Below are 19,445 nucleotides of genomic sequence, written 5' to 3'. Positions count from 1 at the left end.
GGTGCTTAATATCAAGGCGTTACTTTGCAAGAATGGCAGTCCCTTTTAAGAAGTAACAACGATGAGAGTATGTGCCTGTGAAACGCCCAACGGGTTGGTTTAAAAGCGATTTATACTGCGTTATTAATTTTAATAATAGAACCACTATTACTTGCAATCAATGCCTTGCCTAAATCGCTTTTAATTCCAACTGAAACTTGCATCTTGAGGTGGTTTGGGTATACGTAACCACAGACATGATGGATGCGCTGTAGGTGTGTGTTTTTCATAGTTACTCGTTATACTTTTATTCAGAAGTGGCGTCAGTGTGACAAATTAAGAGAATGCCTGCCTGATTGAAATTGCTCAAGTTGCTTTTTAAATAAAAAAGAGCCCAAAGGGCTCTTAACTGGGGGAATTAATAAGGATTGATAGGGGAGTAGAAGTTATTGTTATTACCATTAATGCTCACGTCTAGTTGCATACCATTATGAGCGTGGCTAACCACATTGTAATTATCACCAGGTAGTAGCTTTACTCTATTAATATTTTGATAGTTTACTGGGCTCCCACATTGCAATGTCACTCTTTGCGTATTAGCCGTTTCTTTAAAGATGTAAACTTCATTGCTGCCGTCAACAACACCTGTACCAGAGGCATCGATGAACAGTGAGGTTGCCTCACTGGCTGCAATAGAAAAATACTGATTGCTGTGATGGCCTAAAGACACGATGGCACGCCCCATTCTGTCACGTTCTTGGAAGTGTGTATCGGTTAAGCTGTTGTTTAATACAGGCACATCAATAAATCGACTGCTGAAGTTAAGTGTTTCGTGGCAAAAGTCAGTGACTACTTCATCTGATACTGCGCCAGCAACGCCATCTGGATCGTACACGCTGTTTGCCATTAATGCCATGCCTGCAGACGTTCCGCCAACGACACCGCCCTTATCAAAAACGTGTTGCACAGCGGTTTGTACTTTTGTACCTTGCCATTGATTAAGATAATCAGATTGGTCACCGCCTGCAATCCATACAAATTCGGCACTGCGGATAGCCCAGTCAACATAGTCATCATTCGCTTTGTTGCGAGTATCAATGATCAGTGTTTCTACTGAGTCGGCATTCATTAAGTTCAGTAAATAATCGTTATAAGCGTCAGTACCAGAGGTTCTAAGCACAACAACATCGGCACCGCTGCCAACATGGTTAGCAACGCGATTACTAAATGCTTGATCAACATCGCTGCCACCGCCCATAAGTAATACAGCACCTTGATCAGCTGTTAATGTGTTGCATGAATCAGCACTGCCACCTTGTAAATATGCTTGTAATGAACCTGGCTTTGCAGGGCGAGAGCTATAGCCACAATCACCGCTGCCACTTCCGCCACCGGTGTTACTACCTTCACCAAAATTGACCGTTAAATCGTACCAACCTGTACCGGAGTAACGCGTTACTTTTACATAATAAGTACCCGTTGATTGTGCACTATAACTGCCTGTTTCTGGTACATTGCTAGTTGCCCCTTCGGCAACAGCAGATCCTGTTTCTTGGTATAATGCCCAGTCAAAATCATCGTTAGTGTTGTGCTCAAGGCTGACCTCAATAGGCCCGACTTGAGTTACTTCAAAGCTAAACCAATCAGTATCATTGCGGCTCAACGAGCCTGCAACGGTGGTATTACTACAAAGTTGGGTATTTGCATTGCTTTCAGTGTCGTTTGATTCAACTTCGTTTGTTAAGCAAGCATTGCTTGCAAACGAAAAAAACATGCACGCGGCTAGTGATCCATTAAGAATTGAGAGTTTTCTTTTCATTATTGTTACCTGAATTTTAATTACATAGAAGCCTTCCTACTGCGAGGCATTATTGCTTTTAAATTATTCAGGTTTTTTTATTCGTCGAACCATTCACTTAAATGATAGTTGACAGAACATTCTTGAGGAGCACTAGGAGCGATAATAAATAATTTGTTCATTTATACCTCCTAAGTGATTATTGGTGTGTTTCAGCATTGTTGCTGAATATTCAATATTACAGTTAGGTGTGCAATTTGCAACTATTTATTAACTTTTATTTTACTTAAATCTCAAGTTTATGTTTTTATTGGTTTATCAATTCGCTTCATCATTTACTAAAGCAACTGGTTGTTCCTCAACAAGTAAAGCCAATCTTTCACGTTCAGCTTTAGAAACGTAAGCAGGCTTATTACTTTTGTGTAATTTAGCGTTAGCGCGCTTATCTCTTTGATTAAATTTAGTAACGATCTTTTTTCTGCGGTTCATGGTTTATCTTCACGCGCTTAAAATTGGTGGCATAGTATACAGCCTTATTGCAGCCATTAGCTATTTAAATATTTTGCTCTGAATCTTGCTGTGATAGGTACAGTGCTGGCTTAATAAAGGTTAACAACGTTACAATTGCAGAGTCGTTTGGTTTATCCAATTCTCGGTCTTTTAAAAATAGGAATTTGTTTTGAAACAGTTTATTTTAGCCAGTTTGGCACTTTTGGCCGCCAATGCACATGCTAACCTTGATACGCGCAGCGATGCTGCGGCGCAATATGCGGTCAATATATATCAAAGTGCACAAATTCATACCTTAGCTAATTTAGTATCATTCCCGACGGTTAATAAAGACGGCATCAATACTCCTGATAATCCCGACTTTATTGGCTTTAAAGCTTTGTTAAAAATGAAAGCTGCTGAACTTGGTTTTGATTACCAAGATTTAGGTTACATAGTCTTAATTGGTATGGGTCAACAAACAGATAAAGTAACCATAGTAACCCATGGCGATGTGCAACCTGCCAACGCAAGTAAGTGGAAAAAAAGCCCGTTTGAAATAGATAGTACCTCAGAGCCAGGTAAATTAATTGCGCGTGGAACAGAAGATGATAAAGGTGCTATCGCAACCGCTTTATATGCAATGAAAGCTATAAAAGATCAACAGATCACACTTAATAATCGTATTGAGTTGATGATTTACTTAGCTGAAGAATCTGATTGGGGTCCGCTTGAAGAGTTTATGAAAAGCTATCAGCAGCCTAAATATGCGGTTACTATTGATGCGTCATACCCGGTGGTTGTCGCGGAAAAAGGTTGGAGCTTAATTGCACCAACGTTTAATGCTACCTCAGCACAAACAGGAGTGTATGTAAGTGAACTTACTGGCGGCGCTTTTAAAAGCCAAATACCAGAAGATGCGAGTGTGGTGTTACATAACGCCGATACTGCGTTAGTCAGCAAACTTAAACATGCAGCGAGTGCGCTTAACGCTGTGGAATTTAACTTTAGCGAGCAAGCTGATAGTGTTGTTATCAGCGTAAAAGGGTTGTCTGCTCATTCATCAGAGCCAGAATCTGGGGTTAACGCCATTGCTTACTTAGCAGAAGTTTTTAAAGGTGTTGAGCTTGAGAATAACAGTGATGGCCAAGTAATTGCGTTTATTAATCAGCTAATTGGTCTTGATATACATGGCAAACAGTTTGGTGATATTGCTTATAAACATGACTTTATGGGACCTATGACAGTAGCACCAACGCTTATTGAACGTAATGGTAATGAACTCACACTCGCTGTGAATTTACGTCGCCCAATGGGTAAAGATGAAGCGGTATTGCGTACGCAAATTGATACCGCACTGAGTAATTGGCAAGTGAGAAATAACGTAAAGTTATCTGGTGTTGATGTGGTGATTGGCACGCCAATGTTGCTCGACAGCGCACCTCATGCACAAGCATTGTTAGATATTTTTAAACATTTTACCGGTGTTCAAGAGGCTGGGTTTGTATCTATTGGTGGTGGCACCAATGCCAAGTTATTTGATAATGCGGTATCGTTTGGGCCATCAATGCCAGGCAAGCGCTATACCGGTCACTCAGAGCATGAGTTTATTACAGTTGAACAACTTAAGCTCAATCTTAAAATGTATACAGCAATGATGATAAAGCTGGGTAATATGTAACTTAGGTCGTCATACACACAAAGTAAAACGCCGCTAAATTGCGGCGTTTTTTTACTTCTAAGTCGTTAATTAAGCTAAGTTAACGTTTCAAAGTAGTCGTTCATTTACAATTTTTTATATTAACAACGTTGATTTTCCATAAAACACTTAACATTTACGCGACTAAATGATAAAAAGTTTTATCGCCTACTGCGTTTAAAATAAATGGATAGTTGTAATGATGGAATTTTTAAACTTAGCGCTTACTTTCCCCACCGTTATTTTTTCAGCCCTGTTGTTAGTTGTGATGTTGTTTTGGCTAATAACCCTTATTGGCTTTGCTGATATTGACATGTTTGAATCAGATCTAGAAATTGAAGCCGATGCGTCGCAAAGCTCAGGCTTGAGTTCATGGTTTAGCATGGGGTTTGGTGGCATCCCAATTACTGTATCTATTAGTCTCGTAGTGATGAGTAGCTGGTTGATCAGCATCTATGCCCATAAGTTTTTTGCCTACCTGTTAGGCGATGGTATGTGGTTTTATATTTTTGGCGTGCTAATGCTGGGCGTTTGTTTGCTGATTGCTATGCCAATTGCGGCCATTATTTCTCGGCCATTACAGCGCTTTTTTAGCAGCGCACAAACCTCGCAAAGTTCAGATTTACTGGGTTTAGAATGTGTTGTTGTTACTGGCAAAGTAACTAATACATTTGGCCAAGCACGGGTTAAATTTCAAGGTACTGAGCAGTTACTTGAAGTTAGAGCTGAAAATGACGAGCAATTTACATCAGGTGACACAGCGGTGTTGCTTGAACACCTCAAAGAGCAACACTGTTACATTATTACCGCCAAACCTTGGTAATACCCTAGTTTATTTAGGGGTAAGTAACACATAATAAATCGATAATCACGTTAGGACATAACATGGAATTTTTAGATAATCTCATACCTATATTGACATTTGTAGGTATAGCAATCGCTGTTATTTTTGCTATTTTGCTAATTATCGGCAAGTTTTATCGCAAGGTAGAGCAAGGCCAAGCACTGATCATTAATAAAATGAAGAACGAGCCCGATGTCACCACTACGGGCGGAATTGTTTATCCTGTGATCCATAAAATGGAAGTGATGGACATTTCAACCAAGCGCATGGTGCTTGAGCGTAAAGATAAAGGCGGTTTGATCTGTAAAGATAATATTCGCGCCGATATCGCCATTACTTTTTATATTCGTGTTAACGAAAACAAAGAAGATATTTTACGCGTTGCTAAGCAAGTCGGTTGCGCCCGTGCATCAGAGCACGCCACATTGCAAGAATTGTTTGAAGCGAAATTCTCAGAAGCACTTAAAACTGTTGGTAAGCGAATGGATTTTGTTGAGTTATTTACTCACCGAAATGAATTTCGCGATAATATTAAAGAAGTGATTGGCCAAGATTTATCGGGTTATTCACTTGAAGATGTTGCTATTGATTACCTTGAACAAACGTCAATTGATAAGCTCGATCCGCAAAATATTCTCGATGCCGAAGGTATTCGCCGCATCACTGAAATGACAGCAGTACAAAATGTATCTACCAATCAATTGAAGTGTGATGAACGCGCTAAAATTGAGATCCAAAATCAAGAAGCCACCGAAAAGTCACTGGAAATTGAGCGTCAAAAGCAAGATGCAATGTCACGTCAAGTGCGCGAAATTGAAACCGTGAAAGCCCGCGAATATGCCGAAGCTGAAAAAGTACGCCAAGAAGAGCGCTTAAAATCAGAGCAAGCCCGCATTCAAACAGAAGAAGCGATTGGCATTAGCGAGCAAAATAAGCAACGTGAGCTTGATATTGCCGAACAAAACCGATTACGCGTTTTGGGTATTGAAGAAGAGAAAGTTGCTCGTTCACGTGAAATTGAAGTGATCGAACGTGAAAGAGAAACCGAAATCCTGCGCATCAATAAAGAAAAAGCACTGGAAGTAGAACGTAAAGAAATTGCCGATGTAGTGCGTGATCGCGTGATTGTTGAAAAATCAGTGGCTGAAGAAGAAGAGCGCATTAAAGATGTGAAGGTACTCGCAGGTGCAGAGCGCGAGAAGAGTGCGATGATCATTCGTGCCAAAGCCGAAGCCGAACAGTCATTAGTAAAAGATATCGAAGCTGCAAAAGCGCAAGAGCAAGCCGCAGAATATAAAGCTCGTGAGCTTGAAACAATGGCCAATGCAGAGCTTAGAATTGCTAATCAACAAGCTGAGTCGAAAAAGATTTTGGCGCATGCGCAACAAGTTGAAACAGCTGCTAAAGGGCTTGCTGAAGCGGATGTTATTAAAGCGAAGGCCGAAGCAAATGCAATTCAAGGTGAAACTGATGCTAAAGTAATGCGTCAAAAACTTGAAGCTGAAGCACAAGGTAATCGTGAAATTGGTTTATCTCAGGCGCAAGTACAAACAGCCATGGCTGATGCGAATGAGAAACAAGGTGAAGTGGAAGCGATTAACCTAGAGCGTAAGATGCGCGCCGAAGCAAAAGGCCTTGAAGAGAAGCTACAAGCCTTGAACGCAATGGATCAAGATGCTCGCGATTACGAAAGCTTTACGCTGCAGCTTAACCAACAAAAAGAGCTAGTATTGGCAAAAATTTCAGCCAGCAAAGATATTGCCGAGCATCAAGCACACATTATGGCGAAAGCCTTAGGTAATGCTGATATTAATATTATGGGCGGCGATGGTCAGTTCTTTAATCAATTTATGAGTGCAATCAGTTTAGGCAAATCAATTGATGGCTTAGTTGATGAAAGTAAAACCGTACAAACCGTATTTAAAGATCACTTAAATGGTGATCGTAATTTAATTGAAGACCTAAAAGGGGTGTTAGCTGGGGCGAATGGCTCAGCCGAAACACTTAAAAACTTCAACATGAGTAAGTTATTAAAGCAGTTAAGTAATACCTCTGCGGCTGAAAAAAGCCAATTACTAAGCATGTTAGGCGGTAACTTAGGTGGTGGGTTAGATGAGAAAATTAAACTAGATCCAAAAGACTAGCTTAATTTCTAAGTTCTCTCGTTGTAGCCGCAATAGTTTAACTATTGCGGCTAACTTCTATTAAATTTCAGGATAGGTTTCATGACGGACGCAACTCAACAAGCGCTAGAACAAGGCTCGTACGATTTAATTAAACGCCGCTTAAATAATTTTGGTGCTAGTTTAAAAACGCAAATAGATGATGTAAATACACAGCGTATTAACGAGTTTGGTAGCACTGATCTACAAGTAAAAGGGCGTGTTCGCGTTCGTACGGAGCAAAATTGTACCCCGCGCGATATCGTGATTATTGGCGATAAAGTTATTTTTGCTTACAACGTATTTCTGGGATTAAAAAAAGAAACCGCAATCAGTGATGTATTTAGTGTACAAAAGCTGGTGGAGCAAGACGACCATTACGAAATTGAGCCTTACCCAGAGACAACGCGTTTTTTAACCGATAGTCGTTTTATTCGTGATTTTGAAGAACTGTATACCTACTACAAACAAACCAGCCTACAGCATTTATATCAACAAAATGGCAAGCTATTTGCGCTATTCCAAATCGGTGACAAGTTATCGGATGTGCGGGTTTTTCGCTGGGAAATTCACCCAGACAACACCATTAATTATATCGATAACCGCGGTGAGCGTGATATTCAACACGCACATGACTATGATTTTGAATGGCTCAAAACTGACCGAAGTAACCACATAGAAGGGCGCCACGCTCATATCAACATCGCCGACCAAGTGTTTGTTGAAACCATAGGCGGTTCACTGACCATTAAAATAGAAAACAGCACTGACACCGGTGAAGGGATTTATCAAGAAGCTGTTGATGATAAAAACCAATCCCTTGCTGACAGCGAAGTTGAGTACGCGCTGGTAGGCGACTTAGTGCTGCTAAAAATTCTCCCATACCGTGAAAAAACATGGCGTTACTTTATTTATAACACCCGCACTCAGCAGGTCATGCGCCAAGATGCAATCGGCAGTGCATGTGTAACTTTACCTGAAGATCACGGCATTATTTTTCCTGGTGGTTACTACTTACAATCAGGGCAAGCACGCTCGTTTGAAGAGCAAATCGAAGATTTAGAATTTCACCGACATATAAAGTCACCGAACGGCGAAGATGTTTTATATGTGTTTTACGAGCCAAGTGAAGGCCGTTACGCGCTATTTGCCTATAATATTATTGATAAAAACCTGCAAAATCCAATTTATTGTCACGGTTATGCTATTTACAACGATGGTATAACGCTGACTTTTAAAGCCGATAAAGACCAAGCGGAGCGAGTACACCCGATTCAAATTTGGCAAAGCCCGTTTGTATCGGCTGAATTTGCAGCCAATGCGCCGCCACTTACTAGCTTTTTTGGTAAAATAGGTAACCCCGATTTAGTTCGCGGTATTTCTGATTTATACAGTGTCTGTAAAGCCATTAGCGAGCAAAGCCCGACTTTATTTCATTACGAAGATTTAATTGCCCTTAGCCGGAATATCTTTGACCGTTACCATTGGCTTAACGAAAGCGAATTTGCGGAAATCGCACAAAACCTACACAGCATCAATGAAACCGCTGAGCAAGTGCTTGATGAGTTTGAAAAAGTCACCGAGATTCAAAACAAAGCCAAGCAAGCCTTGGTGGATATTAATAAGCAATACACTGATGTAACCCGAGAAGTACGTCCTGATAGCTTTAAAGTCGCACCGCAATTTGTGCAAGGTATTGATGCATTAAAAATGCTCAAAGGGCAAGTAATAAGCCTTGAAGATATTAAATATATAGATATTGCTGCACTGAATAACTTACAAAGTGAGATTGATGCACGGCTGGTAGAAGTAAGCCAAGCAACTGCTGCGTTTTTACAACAAGACAGCGCGCTGGCGCCGTACCACGAAAAACTCAAAGAGCTTGAAGAGCTAAGCAGTAAAAGCGAGAGCGTTAGCGAGCTGAAGACCTATATCGCACAGTTAGATGCGCAAAGTGTAGAGCTGGATTTACTTAACCACACTATGCTTGATTTAGACATCGACGACAGCCGTGTGCGCACGCAAATCCTCGAAGATATCAGTGCTGTTTATGCGTTGGTTAATCGTGCTAAAGCGAGCATTGAAATCCGTCAAAAGAGCCTTGGCAGTGTTGAAGCTAAAGCTGAATTTGCCGCACGCTTTAAGCTTTTTTCGCAAAGTATTACCAACGCACTAAATAATGCTAAAACCCCAGAGGCGTGTGACGAGCAACTTTCACGTTTGCTTATTCAGCTTGAAGAGCTGGAATCGCAATTTAGTGATTTTGACGAATACCTGACAGAGATCATTGCCAAACGTGATGACGTATACGAAAGCTTTGAAGCGCATAAACAAAGCTTAATTGATATCCGTCAGCGCCGCGCATTGAATTTAGCCAATGCCGCCGAGCGTATATTGCAAGGCGTTAACCGCCGTGCGCAAAGCTTTACTGAGCTTGATGCATTAAATACTTATTTTGCCGCCGATCCTATGATCAGCAAGCTTCGTGCATTGACTAGTGAGCTTAAAGAGTTAGGCGATGAAATTCGTGCCGATGATATCCAATCAAAGCTAAAAGCCAGTAAAGATCAGGGCATACGTTCGTTACGTGATAAACAAGATATTTTCACTGACGGCGGCAATACAGTCAGTATTGGTAAGCACGCTTTTAGTGTTAATAAGCAATTACTCGATTTAACCTTATTGCCGCGTGACGAGCAGCTGATGCTGCACTTAACGGGTACTGATTATTTTGAGCCAATAACAGATGAGAAAAGCTTACAAACGTTACAGCAAAGTCGTCATTTGTGGCAACAAACATTAGTTTCGGAAAGTGAGGTGGTTTATCGTGGTGAGTATTTAGCTGCGCAAATATTACTCGCTTGTGAAAACAGTGAGCATTCGCTGACTTTTGCACAATTAGAGCAGGCACAACGAGATAAACAGTTATTGCAGCTGGTGCAAAAATTTGCTGAACCGCGCTATCAAGAAGGCTATGAAAAAGGCATTCATGACCACGATGCATGGGCAATTATTGACACCTTACTGACGCAAAAAAATAGTCTGGACTTACTTATTTATCCGGCTAGTTGTCGTATTATTGCGCAGTTATTTAGTGCGCAATTGTCATCTGCACAACTGAACGAATATTTCCATCAAGCGAGCAATGCTATTTTGATGGATAAACACTTTGCTGCAACCAGTTTTATCAGCACGTTAACCGCGCAGTTAAGTGAACAGATCAATGTCTTTTTAACTCAAGTTAGCAAATTATCTGCACGTTTTGCTGATTTATCCAGTGACTTGGCCGCAGCTTATTTAGTGCAACAATTAGCGCAACAAAAAACGGCAGAGCAACAGCTATTTATCGTTTCTCAGCAAGCTAAAAATTTAGCTGAACAGTTTCGTAGTGACGCTAAAGCCAAAGGTTATAGCAACGAGCTTGCTCAGGCCTGTGAAAACGTAAAGCAAACTGATGAGCGGGCATTATTATTTTTAAGTTGGCTTAATGCGTACTGCATGCAAAATCCTAAAGTGTCGGCGATGGTGCAGGCGGAAGCGGCTAACTACTTGCATCTCAGTGCCACCACAACATTAAAATACACTGTGTTGGACGTCACCCCAAACACCCAAGTTGAGCGTTTAATGGGGCAACATAAACGCGTGCAAGAGCAAACTTTACATGTTGATTATGCAGAGTTTTATGCCAGAACTCGTAAATACATCACTGAGCAAGTACCGGCTTTTGAGCAGTATCATGCACTGCGCAGTGATATTTTAGCGGCGCAAAAAGAGCGCCTGCAACTTGAGGAATTTAAAGCCAGGCCACTTAGCTCGTTTGTACGTAATCAGCTGATCAATAAAGTGTACTTTCCAATTATTGGTGATAACTTAGCAAAACAAATTGGCTCAGCAGGTAAAAACAAACGCACTGATTTAATGGGCATGCTATTACTGATCTCGCCGCCAGGTTACGGTAAAACAACCTTAGTTGAATACGTTGCTAACCGTTTAGGGCTGACTTTTGTAAAAGTAAATTGCCCGTCGATAGGGCACGATCAGGTGTCACTCGATCCTGCTCAAGCCATTAATGCTACTGCTGAAAAAGAGATTGCAAAAATCAATCAGAGCTTTGAAATGGGCAATAACGTGATGCTGTATTTAGATGATATTCAGCATACTAACCCTGAGTTTTTACAAAAGTTTATTTCTTTGTGTGATGGCTCAAGACGTATTGACGGGGTGTGGAACGGTAAAAGTAAAACCTATGATTTACGCGGTAAAAAGTTTGCCGTAGTGATGGCAGGTAACCCGTATACGGAATCTGGTGAGAGCTTTAAAATTCCTGATATGTTGGCAAACCGCGCCGATATTTATAATCTTGGTGATACCTTAGCCGGGTGTGAGCAAGAGTTTGCCATGAGCTTTATAGAAAATGCGCTAACATCTAATGCAGTATTAGCGCCATTGGCTAACCGTAACATGGAAGATTTATATAAGTTAGTGCGGATGTGTCAAGGCGAAGATATTTCATTAAATGAGCTTGAACACGGCTATTCACAAGCGGAAGTTAACGAAATTAAAGCGGTACTCAGCCGATTAATCACTATTCGTAATACCGTATTAAAAGTGAACGCCCAGTATATTGCCTCAGCCGCGCAAGATAATAATTACCGCACAGAGCCGCCATTTAAATTGCAAGGCAGCTACCGTAATATGAATAAAATGGCAGAAAAAGTCGTTGCTGCCATGAATGACGAAGAGCTAGAAAACTTGATTTGTGACCATTATCGTGGTGAAGCGCAAACACTCAGTAAAGGCTCTGAAGAGAACTTACTTAAACTCGGTGAACTGCGTGGCACCTTAAGCGCAGAACAGCAGCAGCGCTTTAGTCAAATTAAAGGTGACTTTGTACGTTTAAATAAACTTGATGGCGCCGGCAGTCCGGTGATGATGGCGGTGGAGCAAATGGGTTATTTGCATCAATCACTGGAAGAGATTGCCGGTAAACTTAGTAAAAACAACCTAAGCCACGATTACAGCCAGTTATTGCAAAGTGTTGGTGTGAATATTCAAGGTTTAGATAATAAACAAGCAATTAGTAGCATAGCGCAATCGCTTGATAATGGTTTTGTGCAAACGCCTTATATGGCAAGTTTAGAGCAATTAAGCCGTGCTATAGCTGGTAATAACTGTCAGCCACACTTGCAGGCGTTAATTGAGCAACTTGCAGCCCTTGATAATAAAGAGGCTGTGAATGCGCTAACTGCAGCGGTTACCAGTAACAATAACCAAACGTCATTTACTGAGCTTGTTAATGCAATTAACCAACAAACTCAAGGTATCAATAATAACAATGTGCAGGCTCAGTTTGAAAAATTGATTGCTGCATGGGGCGCGAAATAGCATTTAAATTAACCACAAAGGAAGCAATATGGATATCAAAGTACCTGAACTACAAGGAATGATGGGTAAGGCTACGATTTCGGCAATTTACGTTAATGAGGGGGATGCCGTAGTACGAGACCAAACTTTATTTGATGTTGATTTTGATAAAGTGGTGTTGGAAGTGGTTGCTGCCTCTGCCGGGGTTGTTCATAGCTTTAGTGCCAAGCAAGGAGATTTAGCTATATCAGAGCAAGTGGTGATGCAACTGAGAGAAAAAGTTGCTGGTGAGCAAACAATATCAGAACAATGACTCTTACAGATGAACTCGTCGAGCAGGATTAGCTGCTCGGCGTGTTTATTGATGTTTGAAAAACTAATTATGTTTAATAACTAAAGTGCATTATAAGGCGGGTTTAATTGGCGCTTTTGAAACGCTAGAATCGCAGTATTTTTGATTATACCGTCTTCAATATTAATCGCACGACGGATGGTTTCATCTTTTTGCCATTGTGCCTTGCCTGCTAATACTGTAGGTAAGTATACAATTATGGCGGCTGAGATTGAACGTGTTGCGCTTTCCCATAAATAACTAGGTGTATGATCAACCGCGTAATAATCAACGGTTTCATAGCGAAACATCGGATTTGCAAATGTGGTGGGTTTAGCAAAAAAGAACCCCATACCTTCGTCACAGCTTACATCTATAATTAAACTGTTTGCTTTTAGGCAGTCCGCTTCAGATTCAATAACAAAATTAACTGGGTTTGCAGTTTCTTGAAAAGTGCCATTTACGATAATATCGGCTTCGCTAATGAGCTCCGTTAGTGGACGTTGCGTCCCATCGTGTTCAACCACCATCATCCGTGCTTCATCGTGTTGGCCTTGGCGAACTTTAACGTAATGGCAGTCGAGGATCTCTTCGCGTACTTCGTGATCGGGGCGCTGGATGCAAATCGTAATATCTCTAAAACCATGGGCTTTGAGTGCATAAATTGCCCCGCGACTAACAGCACCAAAACTAAAGATGATGGTTTTACGCTGATCACCATAATGTCCATCAATACCTTTGAGCTGCAGTGCATGTAACACCGCACAGTAGCCGGCCATTTCGTTATTTTTATAAAAAGTATGACGGCCAACATTGCCTTGTGGCGACCATACAAACATATCTTCAAACGCAATGAGAGTGAGTTTTCTATCAAGTGCAGCTTGGGTTATTTCGCGTTGTTGTACGCAATGTACGTAGCCCCAAAGGGTTCCACCTTCACGTAGCTCCTGTAAATCAGCAAGCACCGGTTTGGCGATGATCACGGTGCCTATTTTGGTTAAAATATCACTGCGACTTGCAACACCACCGGTTAATGCGGCTATTTGCGCATCGCTCACATTAAAAGCTTCGCCGTAGCCTTGTTCAAAGATCAGTTGTTTTCTAAGTTGTTCTGGAATGCGCTTAAGGTGGTCTGGGTGGATAGGGTAACGTCGTTCATCTGTCTTGCGTGACGTACCAATTACGCCAATAGTTAATTCACTCATGCTATCGCCTTGTTTAAAGTATGCTGAGTTCATAAACGAATGATGCTACTTCGCCAACAAACTGTGGGCTGTTTTACAGGCAAGCGAAACACTTGACTGTAAACAATGGTCTCAGTAAAGGGTTTTGTTATTTACTAAATTAGTATTTTTAATGTAAAGCGGTTTTAAATCAGGTGGTTAACTTGCATAGAATGACAAGTTGAAAGTAAATATGACATAGCCGCGATTGGCTTCTGCGTATTAGCGTTTGAGTATAACAGTAAAACAGTGGCGCATGCGGTTAACACAGCAATAAGAAAATTAAACAAGTACAATGACTGTGGTATTTTTTGTGATAAAAGGACTCGATACAGCGAGTCCCACTTTTTTAGCAGCTTACTTTTCTGCAGAATATGGGTCTTCAGCCATTAGATAGGCTCTCAAATCTGCTTTTTGTGGTTGTGCATTAAGCCATGTTCTGAGTTCTTTAACTTTTGCATAAGTGTCAGTGCCAAACTTATCAGCGTAAATATCGCTAAAGTTTTGTTTGGTACTTTGCTCTCTAATTTGGTTTTGCCATTGCTGTGTTACTACTGCATTCAATGTACCAGCTAAGCCTTCTTCTTTTAGTAATTCCCACTCACCTGCATCTAACCAGATCCCACCTACTGGTGCGCTGTAATCAATACGGTGGTCAGTTGATGATGAAATACGAAACTTACGCATAATGACCCCCGATACTGGGCAAATTAACGCTTTTTTAGTGTCTTTAGCGTCGGCTTCGAATGAGATATTGTCAGCAAATGCAAAGTTTGGGTTACGCTCTTTCCAAGCTGCAAAGTCTTCGATTAGTATCCAGTGGCCATTACAGTGCGTGCATGTGTGCGAACGAAATTGACCTTCAATAAAACTCGGTTTAAGTAACCCTTTACCACAACTTGTACAATTCATAGTATCCCTTAATTATTGCTATTTATTATTAATAATAACAATGATGTTACCGTATTTTTAGAATCAATAACAAAGCTTTGTTCTGTTTAACTGCAAATTTTAGCTAGCGCGTTGACTCTTCGTTTTTATTGCGTTTGCAACGCTGCGAGCAGTAAATAACGTTATCCCAGTCGCGCTGCCATTTTTTACGCCAAGCAAAATCACGTTTGCAAGTGGGGCAGGTTTTTTGCGGTAAAGTTAGTTTTTTATGAGCCATTGTGATGGTTTGTCTTGGTACTTTTTGTTCTAGGGGCGATGCTTACATGCTTTTTTAAAATCGCAGGAATAGCGCGCTTAACCTCAATACGTTCGCGATATTGCCAAAGCCGTTCTCTCGCTTCTTTAGACGCTTTGGTTAAATCAATCATCGGTGCAGGGTAATCGTCACCTAGTTTAAAGTCGTTAAATAATGCTTCCATGGGTGTTTGCTCCCAAGGTTCATGCAAGTATTCTACAGGCAGCTTTTCAAGTTCTGGGCACCATTTTTTTATAAATTCACCGCTCGGGTCTTGATCCTCAGATTGTTTAATCGGGTTGTAATGTCTAATAGTATTAATGCCCGTAACCGATGCTTGCATTTGTATTTGCGGGTAGTGGATCCCCGGTTCAAAGTCTAAAAAATAGTTAGCCAACGGCAGGCTTGCATGTTGCCAGCTAATATTTAAATGATGCGTAACAAAACTAACTAACATAGCGCGCATTCTAAAATTAATATAACCGGTGGCTTTTAAACAGCGCATGCAGGCATCAATAATAGGAATACCGGTTTGCCCCTGTGCCCAGCGTTCAATATCGCTAGTAACTTGTGCGTCATCGCGATATGGAAATGCATGGTACCCCGGATTTAATGCTTTAAATTCCATGCTGCATTCGCTTTCAAACTTTTGCATAAAATGGCAATGCCAGTGCAGGCGAGATACAAATGCAGCAAGCGGGCGCTGCCAACCTTTTTTATCAGCACAAGTGCTATGGTATGCGTCAATCGCCATTTGATACACTTGCCTCAGGCTGATATTTCCCCACGCTAAATAGGGCGATAGTCTAGAGCAATGAGTACGGCTTAAACTAGGGCTAGATATTCCTTTTTGATAACCCTTACCGCGTTCAGCAAAAAAACTTTGCATTACTTCACGGGCAAGTCGTGGTCCCCCATGCTGAAAATGTTCATTATCTTGCGTATAGGAACTAGGCAGCTTGGGTGTTTTATAGTCAGTAAGGGTGAGTGGCTTTATTTGCTTCCAATTAGGTATAGCAATAGGTGCTTGCATGGTTTGTTGCCAGCGTTCGTTCCAATTGTGGCGATTTTTTTTGCCACGTATCACAGCCCCGGTTGGCGACTCTAACCAGTTAATATAATGGTGTTGGCACCATGTTTTAATGGTTTTATCACGTTCAAAAGTGTTGTTTAGCCCTATTTCTTGATGGCTAAACATGTTTGTGATTGCAAACTGCGAGTGAAGCGATTCAAGCAGGGTTTGCATGTCTTCATTAAATATATACACGCGGCTATTAAAGCGAGCTAGTTGGGTATTTAAATCAACAATTGATTGATAGACAAAGCGCCAATGCCGCTCGTTGTAATGCCCATCGTCAAGCAGTAAAGGTTCAAAGTTATAAATTAATAGTGTGGGCAGGCCATTACTAAACGCATTTTTTAAAGGCTGATGATCGCTTAGGCGTAAGTCACGTTTAAACCAGACTATGTTTATTTTTTCTTTCATACTGGTGATATCAAAACCGTATCGTTTATAAATAATTAGGCATAAATGGTTTTATACGTATTAAATGTAAAAGTAGTTTAAAAGCGATTTTGTTAGACGACTAAAACTAAAAATATGAGTTTTAGTCGTTAGTATAGAGGTTACAAATAGGCTGGTTGATTGTAAGTGCTCAGGCAGACAGGTCTTGCTGCGTTGGTAAAGCGTCGAATGCACCAAACTTTGCGACAGTTGAGGCGCCACACTTAGTTGCAAAGTTGATTGCTTTTAATACGTTTTCAAAATTATTGGCCCAATCGGTAAATTCGTTTTTATCACTTACTAGCGAAGCTACTTGGTATAAAAAACCGCCTACAAAAGCATCACCGGCAGCTGTGGTATCTACGACATTCGCTGGTGGACAAGGATATGTACCACTAAATGAGCATGAGGAAAATGTAATTGGCTCGCCACCATCAGTCATTAAAACCAATGACACGCCATTGTCTACCCAGCTTTTTATTGTGGTTTCAATATGCTCAATGCCATACAGGGCTATCAGCTCATCTTTACTTGCTTTAATAACATCAACCGTTTTAGCTATATCATTAATAATGGATGGGGCTGTAAGTGGTTCATCCCAAAAGGCAGGTCGAAAATTAATATCAAAGCATGTAACCGAGTCTGCTTCTTTAAAGTGTTTTAGTGCATTTAACGTAGTATTTAATATGTGAGCCTTAGCTAAAGAGCCTGAGCAAAAGCTCACTATTTTAGGGGCTGCAAATAAAGAGGGGGTTAAATCGGAAATCTGCAAATCATAATGCGCGGCGTCTTTATCGTAAAAATCAAATGTACGTTCACCGCTTTCATCTAATGAGACAAAGGCTAGTGCAGTTTTACCCTTTTTAGAAAAGCTAACATGTGATGTTTTAACATTATGTGTATCGAGTGCCTTTATTAAAAAACGACCAAACGGATCATCGCCTACCTTACCAAGCAGTGAGCTCAAACCGCCTAACTTTGCTACGGCGACAGCTACATTTGCGGGGGCACCTCCTGCAAATTGAGTGAATCCTAGCTCGCTGCTTAATACTGTTTTATCTATACAATCATTTGAGAGTAAATCAATTAAGGCTTCACCAATTGCAACTACTTCCATTACGTTATTCCTATAAGAATTGTCAGGGTATCGTCTCGTTTTAAACGATACCTTTGGTTAAATCTAAGCCTTGACCACCAAGACAGTTATTGATTTTGGTGTCAAAAAATACGTCGCTTTATGTATCTTCTCGAATCAAGCCAGCTAACTTAGCTGGGTTAATGGCATTGATAGATTCACTCTTTTTTGACCAGATGTGCCCGTTACGATTATGTGCCCAAATCCTAAACAATTTTTTGCTTTTTGTTGCGTGTGATTACAAACTTGCTGTTTTATCAGCCCGCCTCACCAGTTTGGGCAAATTTGTAAATAGAATGTAGAGAACTAAAAGGAATAAATCAACTATTATTACTTATTTTTTTGTACAAGTTTATGGAGTTATTTAATTGAATTTATTTGCGGGTAATCCAGAATATCAAAGCGCCGGCGAATAGCGCCGGCTGCTTGATAAATTTATTGGAAGCTAGTTGTGGGAAAGGCTGACGTTATCTTGAGAAAAATTTATAATTAACGGTAGGTTAGCGCAACCTATTGATTGAGCTTTAGCACCAATAGAGCCGCTTTGTACGGCACAGCGATATATGCCACGATGATCGGCTTGGCTTAATTTTAACTTTGTTGCTAATACTATTTTTTCTCTTACATTGATAGGGATTGCACCATCAATCACAATGGCTTCAAAATCAAAAATAGCCAGTGAGCACAGTGCTGCATAGGCAAGGCCATCTGCAACTTGATCTATCCATTTATCTAAAACAGGGCCTAAATCTCCCCAATATTCTTTTGAACTCCACACTATGTCGGTATTGTAACCATCATCTTTAAGCATTTTTTCAAGTATATACAGCGAAGACTGCATGATCAGCTGTTGCGATGTTAGTTGGCCTTCACTATTGAGTACAGGCCTTGGTAATGAGCCAATAGCTCCCGCATTGCCTTTTTTACCGGTAAATAAGGTTTCGTTTATAACGACTCCACCACCAATAAAAGTGCCAATAAAAATGTATAAAAAATCAGTAAAGCGAGCTGGGTTGCCAAAGCTCAGCTCTGCTGAGCATGCTGCGGTATCATCATTACATACATAGACAGGAAGAGAGATGATCTGATTGATTCTTTGTTTAAAATCGAAAGACTTCCATTCATTCATTACTTTCTTTGGTGCGCCAGCTTCTTCAGTCCAATTCCAAATTTCAAAAGGAGTTGCAACACCAATACCTAGAATACGCTCGGCTAACTCGTCACTTAAGCTCATTTTAAGTACGCTGATACCTTTTTCTAGAAAAGTGAGCAGACTATTTACAGTAGGGTAGGCACAGTATTCATTTAAGGTTGCGCGAATATTTCCGACCAAGTCAATTAAGGTTAAATCATAACTTCGGCGACCAACTTTTAAGCCGATGCCAAAAGCACCATCAGGATTTAAGGCAAACGGAATCGTAGGTTGGCCAACACGGCCACGCTGTGGCTCTTTTCTTATTAATAACGACTCGGCTTCTAAGCTATTGATAATAACTGTAACGGCTTGTGCAGAAAGACCCGTTTTTTGTGCTATCTCGGCTTTTGGCGCACTCCCTTGTTGACGAATTAAAGACATAATTCGACGTTCATTGTGAGCACGCAAGCCAGATTGGCTTCGGCCTTCTTGTGAGACGAGTCGAGGGTTTTTAGCTTTGATAATGATTCCTGTCTAATCTGTTATTGTCTTGAATAACTTAACTAATTGTACACTGAGCGGACATACTTGGCGAC

13 protein-coding genes are annotated in these 19,445 nt (G+C 40.8%); 5 read left to right on the top strand and 8 right to left on the bottom strand.

Annotation, left to right across the window (positions count from 1 at the left end; translation table 11 throughout):
- Positions 1–397: 397 nt before the first annotated feature.
- Both H5203_RS07145 and H5203_RS07140 read right to left on the bottom strand, forming a co-directional pair.
- Positions 398–1,798 carry a pre-peptidase C-terminal domain-containing protein gene (locus H5203_RS07145; RefSeq protein WP_182734451.1) on the bottom strand — a complete coding sequence of 467 codons (1,401 nt, stop codon included), beginning with the start codon at positions 1,796–1,798 and terminating at the stop codon, positions 398–400.
- Between the two features lie 297 nt (positions 1,799–2,095).
- Entirely contained in the window at positions 2,096–2,266 is a 171-nt protein-coding gene (locus H5203_RS07140; protein ID WP_145237486.1) for a DUF2986 domain-containing protein, read from the bottom strand.
- Positions 2,267–2,456: 190 nt separating this feature from the next.
- Here H5203_RS07140 and H5203_RS07135 point away from each other — a divergent pair, with 190 nt between their 5' ends.
- From H5203_RS07135 to H5203_RS07115, 5 genes are all read left to right on the top strand, one after another.
- On the top strand, positions 2,457–3,947 hold the full coding sequence (locus H5203_RS07135) for a dipeptidase (protein ID WP_145237483.1): 1,491 nt from the start codon (positions 2,457–2,459) through the stop codon (positions 3,945–3,947).
- 217 nt (positions 3,948–4,164) lie between these two features.
- Entirely contained in the window at positions 4,165–4,788 is a 624-nt protein-coding gene (locus H5203_RS07130) for a YqiJ family protein (protein WP_257325469.1), read from the top strand.
- 62 nt (positions 4,789–4,850) lie between these two features.
- The gene (locus tag H5203_RS07125) at positions 4,851–6,953 is read left to right on the top strand and encodes a flotillin family protein (RefSeq protein WP_145237480.1); all 2,103 of its coding nucleotides are present in this window, start codon (positions 4,851–4,853) and stop codon (positions 6,951–6,953) included.
- Positions 6,954–7,034: 81 nt separating this feature from the next.
- On the top strand, positions 7,035–12,356 hold the full coding sequence (locus H5203_RS07120; protein WP_145237477.1) for a DNA repair ATPase: 5,322 nt from the start codon (positions 7,035–7,037) through the stop codon (positions 12,354–12,356).
- A gap of 28 nt (positions 12,357–12,384) precedes the next feature.
- A complete protein-coding gene (locus H5203_RS07115; RefSeq protein WP_145237474.1) occupies positions 12,385–12,648 on the top strand; it encodes a biotin/lipoyl-containing protein in 264 nt (87 codons plus the stop codon).
- Between the two features lie 80 nt (positions 12,649–12,728).
- On the opposite strand, the gene H5203_RS07110 is transcribed toward H5203_RS07115, so the two are convergent.
- The 6 genes from H5203_RS07110 to H5203_RS07085 all read right to left on the bottom strand — a co-directional run bounded on the left by H5203_RS07110 (position 12,729) and on the right by H5203_RS07085 (position 19,317).
- Complete coding sequence (locus tag H5203_RS07110) at positions 12,729–13,871, bottom strand: N(5)-(carboxyethyl)ornithine synthase (protein ID WP_182819531.1); 1,143 nt, start codon at positions 13,869–13,871, stop codon at positions 12,729–12,731.
- Positions 13,872–14,246: 375 nt separating this feature from the next.
- Positions 14,247–14,801 carry a zf-TFIIB domain-containing protein gene (locus H5203_RS07105; protein ID WP_145237468.1) on the bottom strand — a complete coding sequence of 185 codons (555 nt, stop codon included), beginning with the start codon at positions 14,799–14,801 and terminating at the stop codon, positions 14,247–14,249.
- A gap of 103 nt (positions 14,802–14,904) precedes the next feature.
- A complete protein-coding gene (locus H5203_RS07100) occupies positions 14,905–15,057 on the bottom strand; it encodes a DUF2256 domain-containing protein (RefSeq protein ID WP_145237463.1) in 153 nt (50 codons plus the stop codon).
- Positions 15,047–16,561 (bottom strand): cryptochrome/deoxyribodipyrimidine photo-lyase family protein, encoded by a 1,515-nt coding sequence (locus H5203_RS07095; RefSeq protein ID WP_182819530.1) that lies wholly within the window; start codon positions 16,559–16,561, stop codon positions 15,047–15,049. The genes H5203_RS07100 and H5203_RS07095 overlap by 11 nt, the downstream gene beginning before the upstream one ends.
- Before the next feature lie 169 nt (positions 16,562–16,730).
- Complete coding sequence (locus tag H5203_RS07090; RefSeq protein WP_145237456.1) at positions 16,731–17,696, bottom strand: carbohydrate kinase; 966 nt, start codon at positions 17,694–17,696, stop codon at positions 16,731–16,733.
- Between the two features lie 463 nt (positions 17,697–18,159).
- Positions 18,160–19,317 (bottom strand): ROK family transcriptional regulator, encoded by a 1,158-nt coding sequence (locus H5203_RS07085; RefSeq protein WP_220493207.1) that lies wholly within the window; start codon positions 19,315–19,317, stop codon positions 18,160–18,162.
- Positions 19,318–19,445 lie beyond the last annotated feature (128 nt).

Origin of the sequence: Pseudoalteromonas sp. SG41-1, from assembly GCF_014164575.1 — a bacterium.
GTDB classification, from domain to species: Bacteria; Pseudomonadota; Gammaproteobacteria; order Enterobacterales; family Alteromonadaceae; genus Pseudoalteromonas; species Pseudoalteromonas rhizosphaerae.
This window is presented reverse-complemented; position numbering and strand designations above follow the sequence as displayed.